23 protein-coding genes are annotated in these 26,309 nt (G+C 66.5%); 14 read left to right on the top strand and 9 right to left on the bottom strand.

Going from position 1 to position 26,309, the window contains the following annotated elements; all coding sequences use genetic code 11:
* Positions 1-267: 267 nt before the first annotated feature.
* The 3 genes from ASF00_RS10320 to ASF00_RS10310 are packed head-to-tail and all read right to left on the bottom strand — an operon-like array spanning position 268 to position 4,042.
* Positions 268-2,499: a xanthine dehydrogenase family protein molybdopterin-binding subunit gene (locus ASF00_RS10320; RefSeq protein WP_055878206.1), complete on the bottom strand. Its 2,232-nt coding sequence runs from the start codon at positions 2,497-2,499 to the stop codon at positions 268-270.
* Positions 2,500-2,501: 2 nt separating this feature from the next.
* Positions 2,502-3,482, bottom strand: coding sequence for an FAD binding domain-containing protein (locus tag ASF00_RS10315; protein ID WP_055878203.1), 981 nt, complete (start codon positions 3,480-3,482; stop codon positions 2,502-2,504).
* Entirely contained in the window at positions 3,479-4,042 is a 564-nt protein-coding gene (locus ASF00_RS10310; protein WP_082445319.1) for a 2Fe-2S iron-sulfur cluster-binding protein, read from the bottom strand. The genes ASF00_RS10315 and ASF00_RS10310 overlap by 4 nt, the downstream gene beginning before the upstream one ends.
* Positions 4,043-4,182: 140 nt before the next feature.
* On the opposite strand from ASF00_RS10310, the gene ASF00_RS10305 reads away from it, so the two are divergent.
* Complete coding sequence (locus tag ASF00_RS10305; RefSeq protein ID WP_055878201.1) at positions 4,183-5,187, top strand: glycerophosphodiester phosphodiesterase; 1,005 nt, start codon at positions 4,183-4,185, stop codon at positions 5,185-5,187.
* Complete coding sequence (locus tag ASF00_RS10300; RefSeq protein ID WP_055878199.1) at positions 5,188-5,466, top strand: hypothetical protein; 279 nt, start codon at positions 5,188-5,190, stop codon at positions 5,464-5,466.
* Positions 5,467-5,691: 225 nt separating this feature from the next.
* On the opposite strand, the gene ASF00_RS10295 is transcribed toward ASF00_RS10300, so the two are convergent.
* On the bottom strand, positions 5,692-6,357 hold the full coding sequence (locus ASF00_RS10295; protein WP_235525726.1) for a TIGR02117 family protein: 666 nt from the start codon (positions 6,355-6,357) through the stop codon (positions 5,692-5,694).
* A gap of 22 nt (positions 6,358-6,379) precedes the next feature.
* Here ASF00_RS10295 and phhA point away from each other — a divergent pair, with 22 nt between their 5' ends.
* Entirely contained in the window at positions 6,380-7,258 is an 879-nt protein-coding gene (gene phhA, locus ASF00_RS10290) for a phenylalanine 4-monooxygenase (protein WP_055878196.1), read from the top strand.
* Positions 7,259-7,497: 239 nt separating this feature from the next.
* Here phhA and ASF00_RS10285 read toward each other — a convergent pair whose 3' ends face one another.
* The 4 genes from ASF00_RS10285 to ASF00_RS10270 form a co-directional block, all read right to left on the bottom strand.
* Positions 7,498-8,433, bottom strand: coding sequence for a 50S ribosomal protein L11 methyltransferase (locus ASF00_RS10285; protein WP_055878194.1), 936 nt, complete (start codon positions 8,431-8,433; stop codon positions 7,498-7,500).
* Positions 8,423-9,127: an SDR family NAD(P)-dependent oxidoreductase gene (locus ASF00_RS10280; protein WP_055878192.1), complete on the bottom strand. Its 705-nt coding sequence runs from the start codon at positions 9,125-9,127 to the stop codon at positions 8,423-8,425. Before ASF00_RS10280 ends, ASF00_RS10285 begins: the two co-directional genes overlap by 11 nt.
* Positions 9,128-9,206: 79 nt before the next feature.
* A complete protein-coding gene (gene ggt / locus ASF00_RS10275) occupies positions 9,207-10,946 on the bottom strand; it encodes a gamma-glutamyltransferase (protein ID WP_200910519.1) in 1,740 nt (579 codons plus the stop codon).
* A gap of 85 nt (positions 10,947-11,031) precedes the next feature.
* Positions 11,032-12,060: a quinone-dependent dihydroorotate dehydrogenase gene (locus ASF00_RS10270; protein WP_055878188.1), complete on the bottom strand. Its 1,029-nt coding sequence runs from the start codon at positions 12,058-12,060 to the stop codon at positions 11,032-11,034.
* A 158-nt stretch (positions 12,061-12,218) separates the two neighbouring features.
* Between ASF00_RS10270 and ASF00_RS10265 the strand changes: the two genes are divergently transcribed.
* The 9 genes from ASF00_RS10265 to mtnP all read left to right on the top strand — a co-directional run bounded on the left by ASF00_RS10265 (position 12,219) and on the right by mtnP (position 20,989).
* Positions 12,219-12,647: an SUF system Fe-S cluster assembly regulator gene (locus tag ASF00_RS10265; protein WP_055878185.1), complete on the top strand. Its 429-nt coding sequence runs from the start codon at positions 12,219-12,221 to the stop codon at positions 12,645-12,647.
* Positions 12,648-12,771: 124 nt separating this feature from the next.
* On the top strand, positions 12,772-14,262 hold the full coding sequence (sufB, locus tag ASF00_RS10260; protein ID WP_055878827.1) for a Fe-S cluster assembly protein SufB: 1,491 nt from the start codon (positions 12,772-12,774) through the stop codon (positions 14,260-14,262).
* 96 nt (positions 14,263-14,358) lie between these two features.
* Positions 14,359-15,102, top strand: coding sequence for a Fe-S cluster assembly ATPase SufC (gene sufC, locus ASF00_RS10255; RefSeq protein WP_055878183.1), 744 nt, complete (start codon positions 14,359-14,361; stop codon positions 15,100-15,102).
* Between the two features lie 199 nt (positions 15,103-15,301).
* On the top strand, positions 15,302-16,381 hold the full coding sequence (locus tag ASF00_RS10250; protein WP_055878181.1) for a SufB/SufD family protein: 1,080 nt from the start codon (positions 15,302-15,304) through the stop codon (positions 16,379-16,381).
* 146 nt (positions 16,382-16,527) lie between these two features.
* A complete protein-coding gene (locus tag ASF00_RS10245) occupies positions 16,528-17,706 on the top strand; it encodes a cysteine desulfurase (protein WP_055878179.1) in 1,179 nt (392 codons plus the stop codon).
* A complete protein-coding gene (locus tag ASF00_RS10240; RefSeq protein ID WP_055878177.1) occupies positions 17,703-18,164 on the top strand; it encodes an SUF system Fe-S cluster assembly protein in 462 nt (153 codons plus the stop codon). The genes ASF00_RS10245 and ASF00_RS10240 overlap by 4 nt, the downstream gene beginning before the upstream one ends.
* Positions 18,165-18,205: 41 nt before the next feature.
* Positions 18,206-18,559, top strand: a complete 354-nt coding sequence (locus tag ASF00_RS10235; protein WP_055878175.1) for a HesB/IscA family protein — start codon at positions 18,206-18,208, stop codon at positions 18,557-18,559.
* A 169-nt stretch (positions 18,560-18,728) separates the two neighbouring features.
* Positions 18,729-20,120 carry an amino acid permease gene (locus ASF00_RS10230; RefSeq protein WP_055878174.1) on the top strand — a complete coding sequence of 464 codons (1,392 nt, stop codon included), beginning with the start codon at positions 18,729-18,731 and terminating at the stop codon, positions 20,118-20,120.
* Positions 20,117-20,989, top strand: a complete 873-nt coding sequence (gene mtnP, locus ASF00_RS10225; RefSeq protein WP_055878172.1) for an S-methyl-5'-thioadenosine phosphorylase — start codon at positions 20,117-20,119, stop codon at positions 20,987-20,989. Before ASF00_RS10230 ends, mtnP begins: the two co-directional genes overlap by 4 nt.
* A gap of 141 nt (positions 20,990-21,130) precedes the next feature.
* On the opposite strand, the gene ASF00_RS10220 is transcribed toward mtnP, so the two are convergent.
* The gene (locus ASF00_RS10220) at positions 21,131-21,466 is read right to left on the bottom strand and encodes a DUF6481 family protein (protein WP_055878170.1); all 336 of its coding nucleotides are present in this window, start codon (positions 21,464-21,466) and stop codon (positions 21,131-21,133) included.
* 296 nt (positions 21,467-21,762) lie between these two features.
* Between ASF00_RS10220 and ASF00_RS10215 the strand changes: the two genes are divergently transcribed.
* Positions 21,763-23,364 carry a hypothetical protein gene (locus ASF00_RS10215; RefSeq protein WP_055878168.1) on the top strand — a complete coding sequence of 534 codons (1,602 nt, stop codon included), beginning with the start codon at positions 21,763-21,765 and terminating at the stop codon, positions 23,362-23,364.
* Between the two features lie 89 nt (positions 23,365-23,453).
* Positions 23,454-26,174, top strand: a complete 2,721-nt coding sequence (locus tag ASF00_RS10210) for a TonB-dependent receptor domain-containing protein (RefSeq protein WP_055878166.1) — start codon at positions 23,454-23,456, stop codon at positions 26,172-26,174.
* The last annotated feature ends 135 nt before the right edge of the window (positions 26,175-26,309 follow it).

Raw genomic sequence — 26,309 nt, 5'->3', positions numbered from 1 at the left:
GTGAAAGCTCGGACGCTCCCCCTCTCAGCCGCCACCCCGGCGAAGGCCGGGGTCCAGGTGGAAGGGTCTTGATAACGGAGACCAACCCCGCGTTATCGTCGTTCCCCAACTGGACCCCGGCCTTCGCCGGGGTGGTAATTTTGAGACATGCGCTCGTCTAAGCTGTTTCCCCGCGAAGGCGGGGATCCAGGGTTACAGGCGGTGGCGATCGTGGCTCCTGGGCCCCCGCTTTCGCGGGGGAACAAGATGACGACCGTCACGATGCCCTCAAACCGCCGGCAACTGATCCAGCAGCTTGTCGAGCGTGATCGGGAACTCGCGCACCCGGATCCCGGTGGCATTATACACTGCGTTCGCCACCGCAGCGCCCGCGCCCGAAATCCCCAGCTCGCCGATCCCCTTCGCATGGATCGGGTTCGCATGGATGTCGCGCTCGTCGACGAAGTGCACGTCCATCTGCGGCACGTCCGCATTGGCCGGCACGTGATATTCGCCGAGATCGTGGTTCACCAGCTTGCCGGTCCGCGTGTCGTGGATCAGATCCTCGGTCAGCGCGGTGCCGATCCCGAACGTCATCCCGCCCAGGCACTGCGACCGCGCGGTCTTCGCGTTGAGGACACGCCCCGCCGCGAACGACCCGAGCATCCGCCGCACGCGCGTCTCGCCGGTGATCACGTTGACCGCGACCTCCGCAAAGTGCGCGCCGAACCCTGCCTGCGACGTCTCCTTCTCCTGCTTGCCCGGCTTGATATGCCCGGTCGCCTCGAGACCCTTGCCGACCAGCTCGCCGATCGGCGTCGACCGGTTGTCGCCGATCGCGTTACCGTCCTTCAGTGTCAGGCCATCCTCCTCGACGCCCATCGCCTTGGCGAGCTTCCCGCGCAACATCTCGCAGGCGAGATACACCGCGGTGCCCGACGAGGCCGCGCCCCACGACCCGCCCGAACCCGCGGCGGGGGGATCGTTGGTATCACCCAGCGCCATCGTGATGTTCGCCACCGGAATCCCCAGGATCTCCGACGCGATCTGCGCCAGGATCGTGTAGCTGCCGGTGCCGATGTCGGTCATCGCCGACGACACCGTCGCCGAGCCGTCCGGGTGTATCTCGACCTTGGCGGACGACTCCATCATCATGTTGCCGCGCACCGCCGCCGACACGCCCATCCCGATCAACCACTCGCCCTCGCGCCGCGTCCCGGCCTTCTGGCGCTTGTCCCAGCCGAACTTCTTCGCGCCCTCGTCGAGCGCCCGTGTCAGGTTACGCGACGAATACGGCACGTCCTTCTCGGGGTCGACCTTCGGATCGTTGCGCTTGCGCAGCTCGATCGGATCCATCTCGAGCTTCTCGGCCAGCTCGTCCATCGCACCCTCGAGCGCCAGCATCCCGACCGCCTCGCCCGGCGCCCGCATCGATCCCGACAGCACCAGATTCACGTCGACAACGTCATGCGTGATCAGCCGGTTCTCACCGCCATACAGCAGATGCGTTCCGATACCCGCCGGCTCGAAATAATCCTCGGTCGGCTGGTTGGAGGTCAGTGTCTCGTGACCGATCGCCAGCAGTTTGCCCTCGGCATCCGCCGCAAGCCGTATATGCTGCTCTGTATTCGAGCGCCGCACGGTCGCCTCGAACACCTGCTGGCGCGCCATCACCGCCTTGACCGGCCGGCCAAGCTGCTTCGCCGCAATCGCCGCCGCGACGCTCTCGGGCGCGATGCCGAGTTTCGACCCGAACCCGCCGCCAATATAGCGCGCGACGATCCGGCACTTCTTCTCCGAGATGCCGAGCGACTTGGCGAGCTGCTGCGCGTCCGACGTCGGCATCTGGTACGCGCCGTACAACGTCAGCGAACCATCCTCGTCCCACACCGCGGTCGAGGCGTGCGGCTCCATCGCCGCCGAATTCTGGCTCGGCGTGACATAAGTGGAGTCGATCGTCACCGCCGCATCGGCCATCGCCCTGTCGACGTCGCCCTGCTTGAAGTGCGCGGGTGCGGCATCGTCCGGCGGCGTCCGCGTCTCGTCGCGGTGCGCGGCGAAGTCATACTGACCCTCGGCTTCGTCATACACGATCGGCAGGCGGGCCGCCGCATCGCGCGCGACCTCGAAACTCTCGGCGAGCACGATCGCAACGATCTGACCGAAGAAGGCGATGTCCTTCACGCCCTGCGTCGGTGCATCGGTCGCGCCGCCCTGTGCGGACACGCGGATGAACTGGTCGAAGTCGGTCACGACATCGATCACGCCGGGCATCGACTTCACCGCATCGACGTCGATCGAGACGATCTTGCCCGCCGAGATCTTCGTGCCGACGAGCACGCCGTAGGCCATGTCGTCGAACTGATATTCCGCCGCATAGGTCGCGGTGCCGGTGACCTTGAGCGGCCCGTCGATCCGGTCGAGCGGCTTGCCGATCACGCCCTGGACTCCGGTATCCAGAAGACTGTCCGGATGCGGCTTGTCCATCGTCAGGCTGTTGGTGGTTCCTAAACCGAACATGCTTATGCTCCCGTTACGGTGCGCAGCGTCGCGATCAGCGTGCGACGGGCGAGGGGGATCTTGAAGTCGTTCGAGCCATAGCCCTTGGCATCGGCGAGGAGCGCAGTGGCCGCAGCCTCGAACGCCTCGTCCGACGGCGCCTTGCCGACCAACGCGGCCTCGACCGCCGGATTGCGCCACGGCATCGGCCCGAGCCCGCCGAACGCGAGCGAGGCGGACGCGATCACGCCGTCCCGCACGTCGACCACGGCCGCGACCGATACGAGCGCGAACGCATAGGAGGCACGGTCGCGCACCTTGCGATACTCCTGCTTGCCCTTCGGCGGGGCGGGCAGCTCGATATGCGTGATCAGTTCGCCCGCCTCGAGCGCGTTCTCGACCTGCGGCGTATCGCCCGGCAGGCGGTAGAACTCATGGATCGAGATCCGTCGCCGATCGCCATCCGCCTTCAGCGTCACGATCGTCGCTTCGAGCGCGCGCATCGCCACCGCCATGTCGCTCGGGTGCGTCGCGATGCAATGCTCGCTAGTCCCCAGGATCGCGAGGATCCGGTTATAGCCGCCGATCGCCGAACAGCCGCTGCCCGGCTCGCGCTTGTTGCACGCCGCCGCGGTGTCGTAGAAATAATAGCAGCGCGTCCGCTGGAGCAGATTGCCCCCGGTCGACGCCTTGTTGCGCAACTGCCCCGAGGCACCCGCCAGCAAGGCACGGCTCAGCACCTCATACTTGGCGACGACGCGGCGGTCGGCGGCCAGATCGCTGTTCGGCACCAGCGCACCGATCGTCAGCCCGCCATCCTCGCGCTCCTCGATCTTCGCGAGATCGAGGCGGCTGATGTCGACGAGCTTGTCGGGCGTCTCGACCTGCAGCTTCATCAGGTCGAGCAGGTTTGTACCGCCCGCGATGAACTTCGCGCCGGTCGTGCCCGCGTCTTTCGCCGCAGCCTCGGGCGTGGCGGGCTTTTCGTAGGTGAAGGTCTTCATGCTACCAGCTCCCCGCGCGCATTGGCGTCCATCGCGGCGTCCTTCTCGTCCGCGGACCGGCCCTTGGGCGCGGTGTCGCCGACTTCGCGGATCGCATCGACGATGTTCGGATAGGCGGCGCAACGGCACAGGTTGCCGCTCATCCGCTCCGAAATCTCGGCGTCGTCGAACTTCGGATCGGTCAGGTCGCCCGAGGCGTGGCTGGCCCAGCCCTTCTTGACCTCGTCGAGCATGCCGACCGCCGAGCAGATCTGGCCCGGCGTGCAATAGCCGCACTGATAGCCGTCATGCCGCACGAACGCGTCCTGCAACGGGTGCAGGTTGCCCGGCTGGCCGATGCCCTCGATCGTGGTGATCTCGTCGTCCTGGTGCATGACGGCGAGCGTCAGGCAGGAATTGACGCGCCGCCCGTTGATCAGGACGGTGCACGCCCCGCACTGGCCGTGGTCGCAACCCTTTTTCGAGCCGGTCAGCCCGAGATGCTCGCGACAGAGGTCAAGGACCGACGTACGAATATCGGGCTCGGCGTCATATGATTGACCATTGATCGTGAAATGCATGGGAGTGCCCCTCGTTGGATGCGCTGGGAATTTTGGAATACGAGGACTGAACGCCGATGCGACCGATGGTTTCCTATTGCGACAAGCTCTCACACATTGGCGCGCTGGCGCTCGTCCTCGCGAGCGGGCAAGCTGTTGCGATGACGCCTGCTTCTCCCCGTTTGTCGCCCCCGATCGTGATCGCGCACCGCGGCGCCAGCGGGCTTCGGCCCGAGCACACGCTGGCGGGCTACGCGCTCGCGATCGACCAGGGCGCCGATTTCATCGAGCCCGATCTAGTGCCGACCAAGGACGACGTCCTCGTCGCGCGGCACGAGAACAACATCGCTGAGACGACCAACGTCGCCGATCATCCCGAGTTCGCCGCCCGCAAGACCACCAAGACGATCGACGGCCAGGCGGCGACCGGCTGGTTCGTCGAGGATTTCACGCTGGCCGAGTTGAAGACGCTCCGCGCGAAGGAGCGCCTGCCGAAACTTCGCCCGGCCAACACCGCCTATGACGGCCAGTTCGAGATACCGACGCTCGCCGAAATCATCGCGCTGGCAAAACGTCGTTCGAAGGACACGGGCCGGACGATCGGCATCTATCCCGAGACCAAGCACCCGACCTATTTTGCGAGCATCGGCCATCCGACCGACGCGAAGCTCGTTGCCGAACTCCGCGCGGCGGGGTGGGATTCGGCCAAGGCACCGGTCTTCATCCAGTCGTTCGAGGTCGCCAATCTGCGGCGTCTCCACACGATGACGAAGGTCCGGCTGATCCAGCTCATGGACGGGGAGGGCGGCCCCGCCGATCGCGCGCAACCTAGCTACAAGGCGATGATCACGCCCGAAGGCCTGAAGGCGGTCGCGGCCTATGCCTACGGAATCGGCCCGAACAAGGGCATGCTCTGGGCCGACGCGACGCCGACGACGCTGGTCGCCGATGCGCATGCGGCGGGGTTGCGCGTCCACCCCTGGACCTACCGCGCGGAAAATTATTTCGAGCCCGATCGCTTCCGCCGCGGCAGCGACCCCGCGACGCACGGCGACATCGCCGGCGAGATCGACGCGGGCCTCGCTCAAGGTATCGACGGATTCTTCACCGATTATCCGCTATACGGGGCTCAAGCGCGCGACAGGGTGCGCACAGGAGTGAAGTAAATGCGTAAAGTCCTTCCCGTGCTGGCCATCCTGCCGTTCCTCGTCAGCGGCTGCATCAGCACCGCCACCTCGATCGTGAAGGCACCGTTCCAGGTCGCCGGCAAGGCGGTCGACTGGACGACGACCAGCCAGGAAGAAGCCGACCGCAACTACGGCAAGAAGATGCGCAAGCAGGAAGCCGAAGAGGGCAAGCAGCGCACGGAACTCGCCAAGCGCTGCAAGAAGAACCCGCAACGCTCGGAATGCGGCCAGTATCAGGGGTATCGCGCGGGCTATTAAGCGCGGTCCAGCACCCCATCCTCCATCTACCACCCCAGCGAAGGCCGGGGCCCAATTGGGGGACGACGCCGACGACGGACGGCGCGCGGTTACCGCTGCTTCCCAATTGGGCCCCGGCCTGCGCCGGGGTGGTGGCCCGAACTACTGCTCCTTCTACTTCTTTGCTCTCCCGCGAAGGCGGGAGCCCAGTTTGGACTCCCGCCTTCGCGGGAGAACAAGCTTGGCTCAAAACCACCCCATCACGGTAACCGGAAACGGCGTCCACGCCCCAACCCTTACCCCGGCAAACCGCAGCGCATCGCCCGTCCAGCTGTTGCACGTCCGAATCGCGTCATACCGCCCGTTCGCGTCGTAGAACGCGTCATACCCCGCATACCCGCGATACCGCGCACCCCCGTCGCGAAAGCTTGCGCGGATATACGCCGCCAGTCGGCGATACTGCGCCGGAGTCACCACGATCTCGCGCGCGCCGTCGCCCGCCCGCGGCACCGCCAGATGCTCGACATGCATCAACGTGCGATTGCTCCCGACCGCCGAAGCCAGCACGGTGCGCAGCTTCACCTCGGCCCAGGTCGGCGTCTCGAGGTAGAAGGTCTTCTCGCCCCACCCGAACGCCACATGATCATATCCTGCAAACCGCGGATCGCGCAGATCCTCCGCGCGCGCCACGCCGCGCCAATCCACGCCCACGGCCACCTTCGGCACGATGATCCCGGTATGCACGCCGTTGCTCTCGACGAAGATATGAACGCCCTCGGCAGGTGCCCGCCAGCTGCGATTGCTTGCGATCGCCCCACCGATCAGCCCCGCCACGGCATAGCTCGCGATCAGCCCGAACACCGCTGCGGCGCACCATAAAATCCACCGCATCCAGTGCGTTTCCGTCTTCATTCCGTCATGCTAGACCAAGCGCATGGCCAATGACACGCACGTACTGAGCACCCCGCCCGAAGGCGCCCCCGACTGGACGATCCCACAGAACTGGTCTGCCTACACCACGGAGGATCACGCGACTTGGGACACGCTGTTCGCACGCCAGTCGAAACTGCTCCCCGGGCGCGCGTCGAACGCGTGGCTGCGCGGGCTCGATGTGCTCAAGCTCTCGAAACCCGGCATCCCCGATTTCGAGGAACTCTCCGAACGCCTGACCAAGCTCACCGGCTGGTCGGTTGTCGCAGTGCCGGGGCTCGTCCCCGACGACGTGTTCTTCGACCACATGGCCAATCGCCGCTTCGTCGCGGGCAACTTCATCCGTCGGCCCAACCAGCTCGATTATCTCCAGGAGCCCGACGTCTTCCACGACGTGTTCGGGCACGTGCCGATGCTCGCCGACCCAGTCTTCGCCGACTACCTCGCGGCGTATGGCCGCGGCGGCCAGCGCGCGCTCGGGCTCGACGCGCTGAAATATCTCGGGCGGCTCTATTGGTACACCGTCGAGTTCGGGCTGATCGCCGAACCCGAGGGCCTGCGGATCTACGGCTCAGGGATCGTTTCCAGCTATGCGGAAACGCGCTTCGCGCTCGACGACCCAAGCCCCAACCGCATCGCGCTCGACCTCGCGCGCGTGATGCGGACCGAATACCGGATCGACGATTTCCAGCAGAACTACTTCGTCATCCCGAGCTTCGACGAGCTATTGCGGCTGACCGTCGAGACCGACTTCGCACCGTTGTACGAGGAGCTGAAGGCACTGCCGGATATCCCAGTGGCACAGATCGAGCCCGGCGATGTCGTGCTGACGGAAGGCACGCAGGACTACGCGAACGCGAAGCTCACGACGCTCACTGCATAGTATCCACCACCCGGCATGATGCCACCACTCCGGCGCGACCCTACCACCCCGGCGAAGGCCGGGGCCCAATTGAGCGAACCCCCGAAATAGAGCCGCACCGCCATCGCAACTGCGCCCCGGCCTCCGCCGGGGTGGTGCTGGGGGTGAGGGGAGGGCACCCCTGCCACCATGTTCCCCCGTGAAGGCGGGGGCCCAGACTGGACCCCCGCCTTCACGGGGGAACGTACTTCCAGCAGCCGTTAGATATCCAGCGCCCACCCATCGCGCCCCTTGGGATCGAACGGCCCATCGGCCACGAACCGCGCAGCCCCCGCCTTCAACCGAAGCACGCTCCAATCCCCCCGCCGGTCGACCGCCTCGAGCGAGCACCCGCACGCCGCATACGCCGCCACCACGCCAGCCCGCTGCGTCTCCAGCAACCCCGCCAGCACGATCGTCGCCCCTGAATCGGCAATCGACGCGATCTCGGGCGCCATCGACACCAGCGGCCCCGCCAGAATGTTCGCGATCACCAGATCATACGGCGCCTTCGCCACGATCGCGTCGTCGAGCGTGCCATCGGCCACGATCAGCTCGATCCCGAAAACCCCGTTCAGATCCGCATTCTCGCGCGTGACGTCGATCGAGACCGGATCGATATCCGTCCCCATCACCGCCGCCTCGGGCCACAGATGCGCCGCGGCAAACGCGAGCAGCCCGGTCCCCGTCCCGATATCGATCACGTTCGCAAAGTCGGCGCCCGCCAACCCGTCGAGCATCGCCAGACACCCGCTGGTCGTCTCGTGATGCCCTGTCCCGAACGCGCGGCTCGCCTCGATCAGGAACGCGCGCTTGTCCGCCGGCACCGCGCCCGCATGCGCGCCGGTGTGCACGAAGAACCGCCCGACCGACAAAGGCTCCAGCCCCGCCTGGCTCATCGTCACCCAATCGGCATCGCCCAACCGCTCGACCGCAATCTCGGCGCCCGCCGCACTCGGCACCAGCGCGCGCACCGCCGCGACCGTGTCGGCCGCCGGCTCATGCTCGAAATACGCATCGAGCCGCCACGATTCGACGTCGTCCTCGATCTCCTCGGTCGTCATCAACGCGGCGTCGATCGTGAGATCGTCGCTCGCATCGATCGCCTCGGCCTCCGCGCGCGTGCAGGGCAGAGTCAGCTTCCAACTATCGGACATAGCTCGCTCCATTCACGTCGATCACCGATCCCGTCATCGAGGCCGGAGCCTCCAACGCGAGAAACTTAGCCGCGGCAGCCACCTCTTCAGGCGCCGCAACGCGGCCCAACGGAATATCCGCCAGCAACGCATCGCCCCCGCGGCTCGACAGATAGTCCTCCGCCATCCCGGTCATCGTGAACCCCGGACACACCGCGAACGCCAGAATCCCCTCGCGGGCATAGCCTCGGGCAATGGTCTTGGTCATCGCCACCATCCCCGCCTTCGACGCGGCATAATGCCAGTGCGCCGGCGAATCGCCGCGATACGCGGCGCGGCTGGCGATGTTGACGATCCGGCCGCCCCCCTTCCAGCCCTGGCGCCCGCGCGATTGCCAATGCAGTACGGCCAGCCGGCACAGCTCGGCGGATGCGGTCAGGTTGATCCGCATCGTCCGCTCCCACTGCGCGGTCCAGTCGTCGTCACCGAGCGGACTGGCCTCGAACACCCCCGCATTGTTGATCAGCACGTCGATCGTCCCGCCCGCCTGCTCCAGCGCGGCGTTCCACAACGCCATGGGCCCTGCCGGATCGGCGAAGTCGGCGGGGATGCCGCTCGCGGTCCCGTGCCCGATGACGGAGGCGCCGGCGTCGGTCAGCGCCCGATGGATCGCCGCGCCGATGCCGCGGCTGGAGCCGGTAAGTAATATGGTCATGCGCCGCCCTTAGCGTCCGGTTTCGTGTCGCGTCACCCCATGCCGACGCCGGCAGCCTGGCTAAACGACGCGCCGCTCTTCATTCCGGCGCGCGCTGCAGCTTGCCGACACGCTGGATCTGCGAGACGGTGCCGTCCTGGCTGATCGCGACGCCTTCGCTGCGCGGATCGGCCGCGCCGACCCATTTGCCGCCGACGCGTTCGATCGCGTTCGCCTTCAGGCCGAGCGCCGCGACCTGCACGGTTTCGCCGAGCGCCTGCAACGCGGGGACCATCGCCTCGCGCTCGGTGCCCTTCTCGACCGCGGCGACCTGGCCGGGAGCATAGATCAGGCCGAGCGCGATCGAGTTCTGCGCCGACAATTTCCAGTCGACCACGCCGATGATCGCCTTGGCCACCTGCGCGATGATCGTCGAGCCGCCCGCCGCGCCGACCGCGAGGCGGACCTTGCCGTCGGGGCCGTAGACAATCGTCGGGGCCATCGAACTGCGCGGCCGCTTGCCGCCCTCGACCCGGTTGGCGACCAGCGCGCCGTTCTTCTCGGGCACGATGTCGAAATCGGTGAGCTGGTTGTTGAGCACGGTGCCGTCGACGGTGATTCCCGACCCGAAATAGCCCTCGACCGTGGTCGTGACCTCGACGACGTTGCCGCGCGCATCGGAGACCGCGAGGTCGGTGGTGCCGGGGACTTCGCTGACCGGCGCGCGGACGCGGGCAGGGGCTCCGGGAGGCGTGCCGGGTGCGATGCTCGCCATCGTCGTCGTGGGCGAGATCAGCGCCGAGCGCGACGCGAGATAGCCTTGAGAGAGCATGCCCGTGATCGGCACGCGGACGAAATCGGGATCGCCGACGTACTGGTCGCGATCGGCATAAGCGAGCCGCGAGGATTCGGCGAACAGGTGCCACGCCTGCACGCTGTCCTTGCCGAGCTTGCCCATGTCGAAGCGTTCGAGCTGCTTGAGGATCATCAGCACGGTGATGCCACCCGACGAGGGCGGGCCCATCCCGCAGACGCGGTAGACGCGGTATTTGATGCAGACGGGCGGGCGGTTCTTGGCGTCGTAGCTGGCGAGGTCGCCGAGCGTCATCTTCGACGGGTTGCGTGCGGCGGTGTTGACCGCAGTGACGAGCTTCTGCGCCTGCGGGCCGACATAGAAGCTGTCGGGGCCCTGGCTCGCGATCCGCTGGAGAAGCGCGGCCTGCTCAGGGTTTCTGATCGTCGCGCCGATCGCGACCGGCGCGCCGTCGGGCGCGGAGAAGAGTTTGCGAGTCTCCGGCGTGATGTGGTCGCCATAGGCAGACATGCCGTTGACGAGGCGTGGCGAGGCCTGGAAGCCGTTGGTTGCGAGGCGGATCGCGGGGGCGAACAACTGCGCCCAGGGGAGCTTGCCCGACGCCCGGTGTGCTAGCGCCATGCCGCGCAGCGCACCGGGGATGCCGACGCTGCGACCGCCGGGGACCGCCTCGCGATGGCTGAGCGGGGTGCCGTCGGGGGCGTAGAACCAGCGCGCGTCGGCGGCGGCCGGCGCGGTTTCGCGCGCGTCGATCGTGCTGAGCGCGCCGCTGGCCGCATGGCTGATCCAGAAGCTGCCGCCGCCGATCCCCGAGCTTTGCGGCTCGACGACGTTGAGCGCGAGCATCGTCGCGATCGCCGCGTCGGTGGCGCTGCCGCCCGCGCGCAGGATCTCGACGCCGGCCGCCGCCGCGCGTGGATCGGCGGCACTGACCATGCCTTGGTCTTTCGCCGGTGCGGGGGTGGATTGGCGCGCCTGGGTGGCGGCGGGGACGAGCAGGGCGAGAGCTAGGAGAGAGGTCTTCATCACCTGCGAGCCTAGCGCGGTTGGAATATGAGGCAAGCCGTCTCGCCGTCAGACCGCGCGATCCTTTCCCCGGCGGGGAGGGTCGTCAGGCGTCGATCCCCACCGCGTCTGCGACGGTCGCGAAGCCGTCGCGCGTTAGCAGCGCGTCGAGGTCGCGCAGCATCCGCGCCGGCAGGCCCGGACCTTCATAGACCAGCGCGGTGTAAAGCTGGACGAGGCTCGCGCCCGCACGGAGGCGGGCATAGGCCTCCGCACCGCTGCCGATGCCGCCGACCGAGATCAGCGGGATCGCCGCGCCGGTAGCCTTGCGAAAGTCGGCGAGGCGCTGCCGGGCGAGCGGCGCGAGCGGCGCGCCCGACAGGCCGCCGGTTTCGTTCGCATTGCCCGAGCGCAAGCCGGGGCGGGAGATCGTCGTGTTGTTGACGATCAGCGCGTCGATGCGATTGGTGATCGCGGCGCGGGCGATGTCGTCGATGTCGGCGGGCTCGAGATCGGGCGCGACCTTGAGGAAGATCGGCGTGGTGCCCTTGGCGGCGGTGCAGGCGGCGAGCAGATCGCGCAGTGCCGCGCCATGCTGGAGATCGCGCAGGCCCGGGGTGTTGGGGGAGCTGATGTTTATCGTGATGAAATCGGCGTGCGGCGCGGCACGGGTGACGCCGTGGACGTAATCCGCGGTGCGATCGGCCGCGTCCTTGTTGGCGCCGACGTTGATGCCAAGCACGCGCGTGCCGCGCTTGTGCGCCTTGGCCCGGTCGAGCGCTTCGCCGAGGCCGCCATTGTTGAAGCCGAGGCGGTTGATGACCGCACGGTCTTCGGGGAGGCGGAAGATCCGCGGCTTCGGGTTGCCGGGCTGGGGCAGTGGGGTGAGCGTGCCGATCTCGACGCTGCCCAAGCCCAGCCCGAAGAACCCGTCGATGGCGCGGCCGTCCTTGTCGACGCCCGCCGCAAGCCCCACCGGATTGGGAAACGCGATCCCCGCCACGGTCGTCGCGAGCCGCGGGACGTGTGGGGCGAGCGGGGTGCCCGCCTTGCCCCATGCGGCAAGCGCGGCGATCGTCAGGCCATGCGCGCGTTCGGCGTCGAGGCGGAAGAGAAGCGGGTGGTAGAAGGCCATGCGCGCTCTTCGCACTGGTTCGGCTTCACGTCAAAAATCGCTTGAAAACCCCACCCCAGTTGCGAGTCGTTAGCACGCGTCGACGGGTTGACGACGACTCGCGCAACGCCCATTTGCGCAATCGGATCATATCGCTCCGATTGGACTATCAAGCCACCATGCGTCTTTCCAGCCTAGCCGACTATGCGGTCGTGATGATGAGCGCCGCGGCGCGTCATTGTGGCGGTATCGCGCGGCTGAACGCGACGCTGCTGAGCGAAGAGACCGGCGTGCCGCTGCCGACCGTGCAGAAGCTCGTAAGCCGGCTGTCGGCCGCAGGGCTGATCGAGAGCACGCGCGGCACCGGCGGCGGCTTCCGCCTGTCGCGACCGCCCGCGTCGATCTCGCTAGCCGACATCATCGAGGCGGTCGAGGGTCCGATCGCGCTCACCGCGTGCGTCGACGGTGCCGCGCAGGATTGTTGCATCGATCAGACGTGCAAGGTGAAGCCGCACTGGAACGCGGTCAACGGCGCGGTCCGCGGCGCGCTCGCCGGCGTGACGCTCGCCAGTCTTTCGCAAGTCCCGAATTCGCCGGTGCCCGCATGACGCGCGCAGCGCCTAACCCTTTTCTCCGCGATCTCTGCGCCTCCGCGCGCAAAATTTCTTGTTCGCGCAGAGGCGCAGAGATCGCAGAGTTTTTAGAGAGCCGCGTTGCGGCGGAGATGGAATGATGGCTACCCGGAACGCAGAGGCATACGCCGCCGCGAACAAGACGTACGAGTGGGGCTTCTCCTCGGACATCGAACAGGAATTCGCGCCCAAGGGTCTGTCGGAAGACACGGTGCGCTTCATTTCCGCCAAGAAGGGCGAGCCGCAGTGGATGCTCGACTGGCGGCTGAAGGCGTTCGCGCTTTGGCAGACGATGGAGGCGCCCGACTGGTCGAAGCTCAACGTCCCGCCGATCGATTACCAGGACGCGTATTATTACGCGGAGCCGAAGGCTAAGCCGAAGCTTGGCTCGCTCGACGAGGTCGATCCCGAGATCCTGCGCGTCTACGAAAAACTCGGCATCCCGATCGGCGAGCAGAAGATGCTCGCGGGCGTGGTGGAGGATCCGCTCAACGAAGACGGCACGCCGAAGCGCCGCGTCGCGATCGACGCGGTGTTCGACAGCGTCTCGGTCGCGACCACGTTCCGCAAGGAGCTCGAGGCTGCGGGCGTGATCTTCCGCTCGATCTCCGAGGCGATCAAGGAATATCCCGACCTCGTGCGGAAGTGGCTCGGCAAGGTCGTGCCGCAGCGTGACAATTACTTCGCGACGCTGAACTCGGCGGTCTTCTCCGACGGCACGTTCGTCTACATCCCCGAGGGCGTGCGCTGCCCGATGGAGCTGTCGACCTATTTCCGGATCAACGCCGAGAATACCGGGCAGTTCGAGCGCACGCTGATCGTCGCCGACAAGGGCAGTTACGTCTCGTATCTCGAAGGTTGCACCGCGCCGATGCGCGACGAGAACCAGCTGCACGCGGCCGTGGTCGAGCTCGTCGTGCTCGACGATGCCGAGATCAAATATTCGACCGTGCAGAACTGGTATCCGGGCGACGAGAACGGCGTCGGCGGGATCTACAATTTCGTCACCAAGCGCGCGCTCTGCCAGGGCAAGAATTCGAAGGTCAGCTGGACGCAGGTTGAGACCGGCAGCGCGATCACGTGGAAATATCCGTCGTGCGTGTTGGCGGGCGATGGATCGGTCGGCGAATTCTATTCGGTCGCGGTGACGAACAATCGCCAGCAGGCCGATACCGGAACGAAGATGATCCATCTCGGTAAGAACACGCGCTCGACGATCGTGTCGAAGGGGATTTCGGCGGGGCGGTCGGACAACACCTATCGCGGGCTGGTGCGCGTCGCGCCGACCGCGGAGGGCGTGCGCAACTTCACGCAGTGCGACAGCCTGCTGCTGGGCGACCAGTGCGGCGCGCATACCGTGCCGTATATCGAGGTCCGCAACCCGTCCGCGCAGATCGAGCATGAGGCGACCACGTCGAAGATCTCCGAGGACCAGCTCTTCTACGCGATGTCGCGCGGGCTGGATGCGGAGGCGGCGGTCGCGCTGATCGTCAATGGCTTCGCGCGTGAGGTGTTGCAGCAGCTGCCGATGGAGTTCGCGGTGGAAGCGCAGAAGCTGCTGGGGATTTCGCTGGAAGGGTCTGTGGGGTGATCCCCGCCCGTCATGCCCGCACATGCGGGAATGACGGGGCACGGCCGGCGCATCGCGCGCTTCGGAATTTAGAGATTTGGAATTGGGCTACATTCGATGCTGAAAATTGAAAACCTTCACGCCGAGATCGACGGCAAGGAAATCCTCAAGGGCCTGTCCCTGACCGTGAATGCGGGCGAGGTGCACGCGATCATGGGGCCGAACGGCGCGGGCAAGTCGACGTTGGGCTATGTGCTCGGCGGGCGGCCCGGCTACGAGGTCACGGCAGGATCGGTGACGTTCGACGACGTCGACCTGCTCGAACTCGAGGCGCATGAGCGCGCCGCGGCGGGCGTGTTCCTCGGCTTCCAGTATCCGGTCGAGATCCCCGGTGTGTCGAACGTCCAGTTCCTGCGCGAGGCCTTGAACGCCCAGCGCGCGACGCGGGACGAGAAGGCCTTAACCGGCGGCGAGTTCCTGAAGCTCGCACGCGGGCAGGCGGATCTGCTCGGCATGGATTACGACATGCTCAAGCGGCCGGTGAATGTCGGCTTTTCGGGCGGCGAGAAGAAGCGCAACGAGATGGTGCAGATGGGCATCGTCAACCCGAAGTTCGCGATCCTCGACGAGACGGATTCAGGGCTCGACATCGATGCGCTGCGCGTCGTTGGCGACGGCATCAACCGCATCATGCGCGCGCCCGACAAGGCGGTGCTGCTGATCACGCACTATCAGCGGCTGCTCGATTATGTGGAGCCGGACTTCGTCCACGTTCTCGCCGACGGCCGCATCGTCCGGTCGGGCGGCAAGGAACTCGCGCAGCAGCTCGAGAGCGAAGGCTATGTGGGGATCGCCGCATGATCTCCCTTCGCGCCGCAGGCTTTTATAGAAGTAAGGGGGTTCGCGCGGAGACGCGGAGACGCGGAGGAGTCGTCGCCTCGGCAACGCTCCCGCGCGCCATCATGAACCGGAATTCGAGAGCCCTCACGGGCGTTTCTCCTCTTCTTCCCCGCGTCTCCGCGCCTCTGCGCGAACCCCTCTTCTTCGCAAGGGGCGCCGAATGACCGCGGTGATGGAACTCCCGTCCACGCGCGAGGAATCGTGGCGTTGGGGCGATCCGGCGGCGATCGTGGCGGCGGCTGAATTGCCTCGGGGTGCGGCGCTCGATGCCGATGCGTTGTTCCTGGACTTGCCGGGTGCGCGGGCGGTGTTCGTCGATGGCGTGCTCGACGCGGCACGCAGCGATCTGCGCCATGTCGAACTCGTGCAGGTCGATGGCGGCGCGCATGTGCTCGGGCGCCGGACGACGGGTACCGGCTGGTCGATCCGCGTCGCGGGCGACACGGCCGCCGAGCTGCTCCAGATCGTCCACATCGCGACCGGCGGCGAGAACCATCTTCCCGCGGAGATCGTCCTCGCCGAGGGCGCGACCGCGTCGGTGGTCGAGACCTATGTCGGCACCGGCTGGTCGAACCGGTCGACGCGGACGACGCTCGGCAGCGGTGCGAAGCTCACGCGCGCGGTGCGCCTGTTGCAGACGGCCGGTTTCGTGTCGGTACGCGACGAGGTCGATATCCATGCAGGCGCGAGCCTGATCGCGACGGTGCTGGGCGCGGGCGATGCGGGCACGCGGATCGATGGCGCGATCATCGTGTCGGGCGACGACGCGTTCGCCGAGTATGGCGGCGCTCTGCTGACGCGAAACGACCAGCGGCAGGAATGCGCGGTGTCGGTGCGGCATGCCGCGCTGAACGGGCAGAGCAAGCAGATCTGGCGCGCGGTCGCGGCGGATACGTCGACCGCGAGCCTTGCGGCGCGCGTCGAGGTGGCGCGCGATGCGCAGAAGACCGATGGCGTGCAGTCGTTGCGCGGGTTGCTGCTCAAGCGCACCGCGACGGTCAATCTCAAGCCCGAGCTCGAGATCTTCGCCGACGACGTGAAGTGCGCGCACGGCGCGACGGTCGGCGAGCTCGATCAGCGCGCTTTGTTCTACATGCAGAGCCGCGGCATCCCGCATGCCAAGGCGCAGGCGCTTCTCACGCGCGCGTTCGTGGGCGATGCGTTCGCGCAGATCGCGGACGAGACGGTGCGCGACGCGTTTGTCGCGGACGCGGATGCATGGCTGGAGGCGGCATTATGAGTATCCTCCCCGGCACGGGGAGGGGGACCAGCGCAGCTGGTGGAGGGGGTTCTCCACTTGGCGCCGCGTCTGTGGAAGCCCCCCTCCACCCCGCCGCTTCGCGTCGCGGTTCCCCTCCCCGTGCCGGGGAGGAGTGTCTTGATCGTGTGTCGGACTTCCCGGCGATTCCCGAGGGCTGGGCGTATCTCGATACTGCCGCCACTGCGCAGAAGCCGCAAGTCGTCGTCGACGCGATCACGCGCGCGTACGGCGAGACCTACGCCACCGTGCACCGCGGCGTGTACCAGCGCTCGGCCGACATGACGGTCGCCTATGAAGAGGCGCGCAAGGCTGTCGCGCGGTTCATCGGCGCAGGCTCGCCCGACGAGATCGTGTTCGTGCGCGGCGCGACCGAGGCGATCAACCTCGTCGCGCAATGCTGGGCCGGCGAGCAGTTGAAGGCGGGCGACCGCATCCTGTTGTCGATGCTCGAGCATCACTCGAACATCGTGCCGTGGCAGATGGTCGCCGAGCGCATTGGTGCGGCGATCGACGTGATCCCGCTGACCCCCGACCACCGCATCGATCTCGATGCGATGGAGCGGATGATCACGCCGGCGCACAAGCTGGTCGCGCTTGGCCATGTCTCGAACGTGTTCGGCTCGGTGCTCGATGTGAAGCGCGCGACCGAAATCGCGCATTCGGTCGCCGCGAAGATCCTGCTCGACGGATGCCAGTCGGTGCCGCGGATCGCGGTCGACGTTCAGGCGATCGGCTGCGATTTCTACGTGTTCTCCGGGCACAAGCTTTACGGCCCGACCGGGATCGGGGTGCTGTGGGCGAAGCCCGAGCTGCTCGAGGCGATGCCGCCCTATCAGGGTGGCGGGTCGATGATCGACAAGGTGTCGTTCGCGAAGACGACCTACGCGCCGGCGCCCGGCCGGTTCGAGGCGGGGACGCCGCATATCGTCGGTGCGCTCGGGCTTCACGCGGCGATCGATTACGTCGAGAGCATCGGGCTTGGCGCGATCCACGCGCACGAGATTGCGCTGGTGACCGCGACGCGCGAGGCGCTGTCGGGGATCAATTCGGTGCGGCTGTACGGCCCGGCGGAGTCCGCGGGGATCGTCTCGTTCACGATCGAGGGGGTTCATCCGCACGACATCGGCACCATATTGGACGAAGAGCGCGTCGCGATCCGGGCGGGCCATCACTGCGCACAACCGCTGATGGAGGCGCTGGGTGTCGAGGCGACGGCGCGGGCGAGCTTCGGCGTGTATAATGGTCCTGCCGACGTGGATGCGCTGGTGCGCGGTATCGCGCGAGTAACGAGGATATTTGGATGAGCGATCGGTTCGAGATCGAGGAAGTCGAGGCGGTGCAGTCGCCGCCCAAGGCGCGTGTCGTGCTCGACACCGACGGCGATGCGGAGCGCAAGCGCGACTATCTTGCCGGGTTCCTGGCGCAGAAGCCGCAGGTCGACTCGCCTGGTGAGCCGGGCGGCGCGGTGTATGATGCGATCATCGATGCGCTGAAGGAGATCTACGATCCCGAGATCCCGGTGAACATCTATGACCTGGGTCTGATCTACGGCGTCGAGGTGACCGAGGACGGGCATGCGGTGGTCGCGATGACTCTGACGACGCCGAACTGCCCGGTCGCGGAATCGATGCCGGCGGAAGTCGAGATGCGCGTCGGGTCGGTGCCGGGAGTCGGGTTCGCCGAAGTAAACCTGGTCTGGGATCCGCCCTGGGATCCGCAGAAGATGTCGGACGAGGCTAAGCTCGAACTGGGCATGCTGTAGGCATCGATCAAAGTGCTACTTTGATCGAGGAAGGAATAAGAATGGCGACGACATTGCGAGCACGGCCGGCGGCGCTGAACCTGACGGGGACGGCGCATGCGCGGATCGCCGACCTGATGGCGCGCGCGCCCGGGGATGCCATCGGGGTGAAGCTGTCGACGCCCAAGCGTGGGTGTTCGGGGCTTGCCTATTCGGTCGATTACGTCACCGAAGCCAAGCCGTTCGACGAGCGGATCGACACGCCCGGCGGCACGCTGTTCGTCGATGGCGGGTCGATCCTGTATCTGATCGGCTCGACGATGGACTGGGTCGAGGACGACTTTACCGCGGGATTCGTGTTCCAGAACCCCAACGCCAAGGGCGCGTGCGGGTGCGGCGAGAGCTTCACGGTCTGAACCTCACCGTTAATTAGCATGTGTCCCCGCGAAGGCGGGGACACAGACTGGGCTCCCGCCTACGCGGGAGTACAAGCGTCGGGTCGAGACGGGGCAGCGCCGAACGACCGCCCGCCTTGCCTGCCCATCCCGTCCTGTGCCACTCCCCCGCCGAGAAGAGGGGATATACGTGGCCAGTCTGTTTCGCCGAAAAATCGTCACCGAGCAGCCGCCCGAGCACCAGCTCGCGCGGACCTTGTCGTGGCCGCACCTGGTCGCGATGGGCGTCGGCGGGATTGTCGGCACCGGCATCCTGACGCTGATCGGCGTCGGGGCAGGGCTAGCCGGACCCGCGGTCATCTTGTCCTTCGTCATCGCCGGCGGGATCTGCGCCTGCGCCGCGCTTGCCTATGCCGAGATGGCGACGATGATCCCGGCGTCGGGCAGCGCGTACACGTACAGCTATGTCGTGCTCGGCGAGCTGATCGCTTGGGTGATCGGCTGGTCGCTGATCCTCGAATATTCGCTCGTCGTGTCGACCGTCGCGGTCGGCTGGTCGGGCTATGCCGCGCCATTGCTGCGCGGCGCGTTCGGCTTTCCCGAGGCACTGACGCTTAGCCCCGAGCTTGGCGGCATACTGAACGTCCCCGCGATTTTCATCATCGCGGTCGTCGCGGGCGTGCTGTCGTTCGGCACGCGCGAGAGTGCGACGCTGAACGCGGTGCTGGTGGGCGTGAAGATGATCGCGCTGACGGTCTTCGTGTTCATCGCGCTGCACTATTTCAACAGCGCCAACCTCCATCCGTTCATGCCCTATGGCTTCCCCAAGGCCGTGCAGCCCGACGGTGCCGAGCGCGGCGTGATGGCGGCGGCGGCGATCATCTTCTTCGCCTTCTACGGCTTCGACGCGATCTCCACCGCAGCGGAGGAGACCAAGAATCCCGGCCGCGACCTCGCCATCGGCATCGTCGGATCGATGGTGGCGTGCATCGCGATCTACATCCTCGTCGCGGTTGCCGCCGTCGGTGCGCTGTCGTACACGCGGTTCGCGGGCAGCGCCGAGCCGCTCGCGCTGATCCTCCGCGAGATCGGCCGTCCGGGATTCGCGACCTTCCTCGGCGCGTCGGCGGTGGTTGCGTTGCCGACCGTGCTGCTAGCCTTCCTGTTCGGCCAGAGCCGGATCTTCTTCACGATGGCCCGCGACGGGCTGCTTCCCCTGAGCCTGGCCAAGGTCTCAAAGCGCGGCGCACCCGTCCGCATCACCTGGATCACCGCGGCGATCGTCGCGGTGATCGCAGGGCTGTTGCCGCTCGCCGAGATCGCCGCACTGGCCAATGCCGGCACGCTCGCCGCGTTCGTCGCGGTATGCGCCTGCATGCTGGTGATGCGCCGCCGTGCACCCGACGCGATCCGCACCTTCCGCGCGCCGGCGGCGACGTTGGTGGGTACGATCGGCATCCTCGGCTGCCTGTATTTGTTCTTCAGTCTGCCCTCGAAGACACAGCTTTATTTCGGTGTGTGGAACCTGCTCGGGCTGGTGATCTACTTCGTCTACGCGCGGCCACGGGCGCTCGCCGAATGACCGGCTGGACGATCGGGATCATCGGCGGCTCGGGACTGTACGCGGTCGACGGGATCGAGGACGGACGCTGGCAGACGGTGGAAACGCCTTGGGGCACGCCATCGGATGCCATCTATACCGGCCGCGTCGGGCATGTCGGCGTGGCATTCCTGCCGCGGCATGGACGCGGGCACAGGATCGCGCCGTCGGATCTGAACGCCCGCGCGAACATCGATGCACTCAAGCGCCTCGGCGTGACCGACGTTCTGGCGGTGTCGTCGGTCGGCTCGCTGGCCGAGACCCGCCCGCCCGGCAGCTTCACCGTCGTCGACCAGTTCATCGATCGCACCAAGGGGCGGCCGTCGAGCTTCTTCGGCACCGGCTTGGTCGCGCATGTCTCGATGGCGGATCCCGTCTGTCGGCGCCTGTCGCGCTACGCCGCCGACGCCGCGCGCGACGCAGGGGCGCAAGTCGACGAGCGCGGCACCTACCTCGCGATGGAAGGCCCGCAATTCTCGACGCGGGCGGAAAGCCGGCTCTACCGCCAATGGGGCTGCGACGTGATCGGCATGACCGCGATGCCCGAGGCGAAACTCGCGCGCGAGGCAGAGCTTCCCTACGCGCTGGTCGGCATGGTCACGGATTATGACTGCTGGCGTGAAGACGAGGACGGGGTCGACGTTGCGCAGGTCCTCGCGCAGCTGGACGCCAATGCGGCCAAGGCGCGTGCGATGGTCATGACGCTGTTGCGCACCCTGCCATTGACGCGGCTCGCGTCGCCGATCGACGACTGCCTGGATAGCGCGATACTTACCGCGCGCGGCGCGCGCGATCCCGCGCTGGTCGCCAAGCTCGATGCGGTCGCCGGTCGGGCGCTTTCGAAAATGTAGGAGGGATATGTGCATCCGGCGCGAGGGCTTTTGCGCCGGGGGCCGGGAGTGCGTACATTGCCGCATGCACGGTCGATCGCGCGATGCGATCTTGCACTGAGCCGGAGAGGTGGGCCCGCCGCAGCAGGCCCACGCGCGCGTTTACTTCTTCTTGTTCTTGCGGGCCGCGTATTTTGCGTCGCGAATCGCCTTCTTCTCGGCGTCGGTCAGCTCGACCTTGGCTTCGGCCTCGCGCTTCTTCGCAGCCGCCGCTTCGGCCTCGGCCTTCTTGGCAGCCTTGGCGGCATCCTCGGCGGCACGCTTGGCGGCACGCTTCTCACGCTCGGCCAGTTCCTTGGCTTCACGCGCGGCGAGGCGCTCGGCGACGACGGCCTCGTCGATCGGCGGCTTTGCACGCAGCGCTTCGAGCGCCTTCTGCTTGGCGGCGGCTGCGCTGCTCGTGCGGTCCTGGAAACTGGGGTCCTTGAAAGAGGCCATTATTGTCGAAATATCCTGTAATGATGGTCTGGCCGCGCGGTCGCAGGAATGCGCCGCGGGTGACTCTGCCAGCGCCTGTAAATCATCGCGCGCCGGATCGGAAGAGATCTGTTCGAAACTCCCGGTTTCAACCGACGCCTGAAAGCGGTGTCACCATTTCGTCATATCACAGTCACGTCGGCGTCATCCAAATCGCATCGTAACGTCACGCATCCCGCATAGTCGCCTAATCGAGGTCGGCAGGGGGGAGCCTGAGTCGATCCATCAGATCAACGATCCGACCGGGAGTCTCTCGAATGACTATCTTCAAGCGCACGAGTCTTGTTCTGCTCGCCGGCACCGCCTGCATGGCCCTCTCGGCCTGCGATGGCGCGGACAGCGTCGCCTCGCCGGGTGAAGGCGTGATCGTCGTACCGGGTACGCCGACGCCAAGCCCGACGCCCACGCCGACGCCAACCCCGACGGCTGGGACGCCCGCGACGTCGTGCCCGACCGGCACCACCGATGTCGGCATCATCGGCAATTACCGCTCGTGCCGCCTGCCGACGCTGATCACCTCTGCGCTGAGCCTGCCGAAGGTCGCGGGCGTCGCCTACGAAATCAACGGCCGCGTCGATGTCGGTGTCGACATCGGCGGCGCGGGCACGCAGCCGGGCGGGATCGCTACGACGCTGACGATCGCAGCGGGCTCGCTGGTATACGCGAACACGACCAACGCCGATAACGACTATATGGTCGTCAACCGCGGTTCGAAGCTGATCGCCGAGGGTACCGAGACCCAGCCGATCATCTTCACCGCGCAGGCGAACCTGACCGGCGGCGTCACCGACGAGTCGCAGGGTCTGTGGGGCGGCATCATCCTCGCCGGCCGCGCGCCGATCTCGAACTGCAACAACACCGTGCCCGGCGGTAACGTGGCGTGCGAGAACGTCGTCGAAGGCACCAGCACCGCGCTGTACGGCGGCGCGACGCCGACCGACAGCAGCGGCAGCGTCCGTTACGTTCAGATCCGCTATTCGGGCACCGTTATCAGCCCGAACAACGAGCTTCAGGGTCTGACGCTCGGCGGCACCGGCTCGGGCACGACGCTCGATCACATCCAGGTCCACAACAGCTCGGACGACGGTATTGAAATCTTCGGCGGTCGCAGCAACCTGCGCTATCTGGCGCTGACCGGCTCGGACGATGACGGCCTGGATACCGATGTCGGCTGGCAGGGCTTCGTCCAGTTCGTGCTAGCGATCCAGAAGCCGAACAACACGCAGACCGACAACTACTCGACCGAAATCGACTCGAACGGTTCGGAAGACGCGCTGCCACGCCAGGCTTACACGCTTGCCAACTTCACCTTCATCGAGACGTCGACCGCGACCAACGCGGCGATCCGTCTGCGTGGCGGTGCGGACGCAACCTTCGTCAACGGCATCGTCAGCAACCCGAACAGCGCCTGCCTGAACATCATCGCCGGCGCCGATGCAGGGGGCAAAACGACCATCCGTCCGGCCGAGCTGACGACGTTGCAGGACAAGGGCCCGCCGGTGTTCAACTCGGTCGTCTTCAGCTGCCTGACGCCCTATGCGACCACCACCGTCAACGGCATCACCGTGACCACCGACGAGCAGCAGGCGATCTTCCGCGCCGGCAGCAACAATACCGAGAGCGCCGCAGTCGGCTCGGCCGTAACCGGCACGTTCCTGCCCGCCGGCGTGTCGAGCACGACCACTGCGTTCAACGCGACCAGCCTCAACCCGTCGGGCAGCGCGTTCCTGGTCAACACAAGCTATGTCGGTGCGGTCAACGGCTCGACCGACACATGGTATCGCGGTTGGACCTGCAACTCGAACCGCGCGAGCTTCGGTACGACGAGCAGCGCCTGCACCGCGCTGCCGACCAACTGACACCGACGCCAAGCCTGAGGCTGTGCGGGGGGCGGGGGCCCGCCGCGCAGCCTCACACCTACCGAATTCCTCTTGTTGCCGGGGCAGCCATGAAGTCATCCGTTCTCGTCTCCGTCCTGCTCGCGACGACGACGCTCGTCCCGGCGCAGTCGTTCGCGCAAACCGCGCCCGCAGGCAGCGTCGTCTCGCCTCAGGCCGGTACGCCGGTCGAGCAGCGCACCGACCCTGCCGTCCAGGGCGAGCAACAGCAGGAGCAGGTCGAGATCTCCACGCCTGGCGGCAGTGGCACCGGTGAGGATATCGTCGTCGTCGGCCGCAACGTGCCCAACGCGGTCCGCGCCACCGCCGAAGTCGTCAACGTCCTGTCCTCGGCCGATATCGCGCGGACCGGCGAAGGCGACATCGCCGGCGCGCTCCAGCGCGTCACCGGGCTGTCGGTGGTCGGCAACGGGCTCGTCTATGTCCGCGGTCTGGGCGATCGCTATTCGTCGTCGCTGCTCAACGGTTCGCCCTTGCCGAGCCCCGAGCCGCTGCGCCGCGTCGTCCCGCTCGACATCTTCCCGACCAACGTGATTGCCTCGGCGGTCGTGCAGAAGAGCTATTCGGTCAATTATTCGGGCGAATTTGGCGGCGGCGTCATCAACCTGACGACTAAGGCGGTTCCCGACAAGACGTTCTTCCAGTTCGGCGGATCGGTCGGCGCGGACACCGTCACGACCAGCGAGCTCGGCTATGTCTATGACGGCGGCAAGCACGACTGGACGGGCTTCGACAGCGGCGAGCGCAAGGTGCCCGGCTTCATCAAGTCGGCGGGCGCCAATGGGACGTCGCTGACCGGCGCGCAGATCACCGCGCTGTCGAACGCCAAGACGACCCTGCTGCAGCAGAACAACCAGATCCCGGCCAACCTGTCGGGCGAGGCGAGCTTCGGCACCTCCGCCGATATCGGCAGCACTCGCGTCGGCGTCATCGCCGCGGCGGGGATCAGCAACACTTGGCGGACGCGCGATGCGCTCCAGCAGTCGACCGACGACGTCGGCGGCATCCTGACGCGCGACTTCCGCACCGTCCTCACCGACAACCGGTCGATCATCAACGGCCTGCTCGGCTTCGGCGCGGAGTTCGGCGAGAACAAGATCCGCTGGACCAATCTGTACATCCACGACACGCTAAAGCAGGGTCGTCTTAGCACCGGATCCACTTCGAACATCGGCGATGTTGCGGGCATCCAGCCGTTCATCGTCCAGAACACCAGCTGGTTCGAACGCCAGCTCATCGACACGCAGCTCGTCGGCGAATTCAAGTTCGGCGACTTCGCGCTCGACACCCGCGGCAGCTACGCCAAGACCGAGCGCAACTCGCCCTACGAACGTCAGTTCACCTATCAGTACAACGCGACCGTCGGCGACTACACCAACAACCTCAGCGGCTTGCAGAGCGCGGCTGTGGCGTTCAGCGAACTCGACGAGACGCTGTGGTCGGGTCAGGCGAACCTCACCTGGAACGTACCGTTCGACCGCCCGTTCGCGCTGTCGGTCGGCTATGCGTATAGCGACACCGATCGCACATCGAGCCGCTACACCTTCCGCTACCAGACCGCGGGCAACGTCGCGCTGAACGATGCCGTCGCGCAGGAGCGTCCCGACTATCTGCTGTCGGACTTCAACCTCCAGACCTATGGCATCGGCCTCGCCAACACCTGCGTCGCGCCGAATTGCGCGCCGACCTACGACGCTTCGCTGCGCGTCCATGGGGCGTATGCGCAGGTCGAGGGCGAGATTCTCGACGGTCTGCGCGCCAATGTGGGCATCCGCTATGAGGATGCGTTGGAGACGGTGCTGCCGGGCGGCGGTGCAGGCGTGTCGTTCGCGCAAACCAATTTGTCGCGCGCCTACTGGCTGCCTGCCGTGACGGTGACGTGGAACTTCGCGTCGGACATGCAGCTGCGCGGACACATGTCGAAGACGCTGGCCAGACCACAGTTCCGCGAGCTCGCGCCACAGCTGTATCAGGATTTCGAGAGCGATCGCCTGTTCTTCGGCAACCCGTTCCTGACCGACTCGCAATTGTATAACGGCGAGCTGCGCTACGAATGGTATTTCGCGCGCGACCAGAAGTTCAACCTGGCGGGTTTCTACAAGCGTATCGACAACCCGATCGAAGCGGTCGCGTTTTTCCCGGCGGGCAGCGACACGCTCCAGACCGGCTTCGCCAACGCGCCGCGCGCGAACCTGTACGGCGGCGAGGTCGAGCTGCAGAAATACATCCCGCTGGACGGCTTTGGGGGTGATTTCTTCGCGACGCGCCGTCTCGTCGCGATCGCCAACTATACCTACACGCACTCCGAGCTTAAGGTCGGTAACGAGCTGATTGCCAGCCCGATCCAGAGCAATGGCAGCACCGCCAGCCTGCGTCCTGCCAACGTGCTGTTCCAGGATGGCGCCGCGCTGACCGGCCAGTCCGACCACCTCGTCAATTTGCAGCTCGGCATCGAGGACAAGTCGAGCCTGTCGCAGCTGACGCTGCTGTTCAACTACGCCAGCGACCGCGTGACGAATCGTGGCCCGGTCGGCGGCGGCGGCGGTGTTCGCCTGCCCGACCTGATCGAGAAACCCGGCATCCGCTTCGACGTCGTCGCACGCCAGGGCATCGCGGTGGCGGGCAAGCAGATCGAGGTGAAGTTCGAGGCGCGCAACCTGACGGGGACGGGGTATCGCGAATACCAGACATTCTCGAACGGCGCCGAAGTCGATATCAACCGCTACAAGCTGGGCCGCCTGTTCACGCTGGGCGCAAGCGTGCAGTTTTGAGGGCGGGGCGGACGCAGTTTATTGTGTCGGCGAAGTACAGAACCACCGCGGCGAAAGCCGGGGCCTAGCTGGGACGGTGGGCGTAATGGAGCGATACGCTTCGTTATCGGCTTCCCCCAAAATGGGCCCCGGCTT

It is taken from the genome of Sphingomonas sp. Leaf34 (assembly GCF_001421805.1).
Taxonomy (GTDB): Bacteria; Pseudomonadota; Alphaproteobacteria; order Sphingomonadales; family Sphingomonadaceae; genus Sphingomonas.
The sequence above is the reverse complement of the archived record's forward strand: the minus strand, read 5'-3'. Positions and strand labels throughout refer to the sequence as shown.

What these genes read in the sequence shown, in the direction of transcription:
- ASF00_RS10320 (WP_055878206.1), bottom strand. Translation starts at nt 2,499, where the DNA reads ATGTTCGGTTTAGGAACCACCAACAGCCTGACGATGGACAAGCCGCAT.
- ASF00_RS10315 (WP_055878203.1), bottom strand. Translation starts at nt 3,482, where the DNA reads ATGAAGACCTTCACCTACGAAAAGCCCGCCACGCCCGAGGCTGCGGCG.
- ASF00_RS10310 (WP_082445319.1), bottom strand. Translation starts at nt 4,042, where the DNA reads ATGCATTTCACGATCAATGGTCAATCATATGACGCCGAGCCCGATATT.
- ASF00_RS10305 (WP_055878201.1), top strand. Translation starts at nt 4,183, where the DNA reads ATGACGCCTGCTTCTCCCCGTTTGTCGCCCCCGATCGTGATCGCGCAC.
- ASF00_RS10300 (WP_055878199.1), top strand. Translation starts at nt 5,188, where the DNA reads ATGCGTAAAGTCCTTCCCGTGCTGGCCATCCTGCCGTTCCTCGTCAGC.
- ASF00_RS10295 (WP_235525726.1), bottom strand. Translation starts at nt 6,357, where the DNA reads ATGAAGACGGAAACGCACTGGATGCGGTGGATTTTATGGTGCGCCGCA.
- phhA (WP_055878196.1), top strand. Translation starts at nt 6,380, where the DNA reads ATGGCCAATGACACGCACGTACTGAGCACCCCGCCCGAAGGCGCCCCC.
- ASF00_RS10285 (WP_055878194.1), bottom strand. Translation starts at nt 8,433, where the DNA reads ATGTCCGATAGTTGGAAGCTGACTCTGCCCTGCACGCGCGCGGAGGCC.
- ASF00_RS10280 (WP_055878192.1), bottom strand. Translation starts at nt 9,127, where the DNA reads ATGACCATATTACTTACCGGCTCCAGCCGCGGCATCGGCGCGGCGATC.
- ggt (WP_200910519.1), bottom strand. Translation starts at nt 10,946, where the DNA reads ATGAAGACCTCTCTCCTAGCTCTCGCCCTGCTCGTCCCCGCCGCCACC.
- ASF00_RS10270 (WP_055878188.1), bottom strand. Translation starts at nt 12,060, where the DNA reads ATGGCCTTCTACCACCCGCTTCTCTTCCGCCTCGACGCCGAACGCGCG.
- ASF00_RS10265 (WP_055878185.1), top strand. Translation starts at nt 12,219, where the DNA reads ATGCGTCTTTCCAGCCTAGCCGACTATGCGGTCGTGATGATGAGCGCC.
- sufB (WP_055878827.1), top strand. Translation starts at nt 12,772, where the DNA reads ATGGCTACCCGGAACGCAGAGGCATACGCCGCCGCGAACAAGACGTAC.
- sufC (WP_055878183.1), top strand. Translation starts at nt 14,359, where the DNA reads ATGCTGAAAATTGAAAACCTTCACGCCGAGATCGACGGCAAGGAAATC.
- ASF00_RS10250 (WP_055878181.1), top strand. Translation starts at nt 15,302, where the DNA reads ATGACCGCGGTGATGGAACTCCCGTCCACGCGCGAGGAATCGTGGCGT.
- ASF00_RS10240 (WP_055878177.1), top strand. Translation starts at nt 17,703, where the DNA reads ATGAGCGATCGGTTCGAGATCGAGGAAGTCGAGGCGGTGCAGTCGCCG.
- ASF00_RS10235 (WP_055878175.1), top strand. Translation starts at nt 18,206, where the DNA reads ATGGCGACGACATTGCGAGCACGGCCGGCGGCGCTGAACCTGACGGGG.
- mtnP (WP_055878172.1), top strand. Translation starts at nt 20,117, where the DNA reads ATGACCGGCTGGACGATCGGGATCATCGGCGGCTCGGGACTGTACGCG.
- ASF00_RS10220 (WP_055878170.1), bottom strand. Translation starts at nt 21,466, where the DNA reads ATGGCCTCTTTCAAGGACCCCAGTTTCCAGGACCGCACGAGCAGCGCA.
- ASF00_RS10215 (WP_055878168.1), top strand. Translation starts at nt 21,763, where the DNA reads ATGACTATCTTCAAGCGCACGAGTCTTGTTCTGCTCGCCGGCACCGCC.
- ASF00_RS10210 (WP_055878166.1), top strand. Translation starts at nt 23,454, where the DNA reads ATGAAGTCATCCGTTCTCGTCTCCGTCCTGCTCGCGACGACGACGCTC.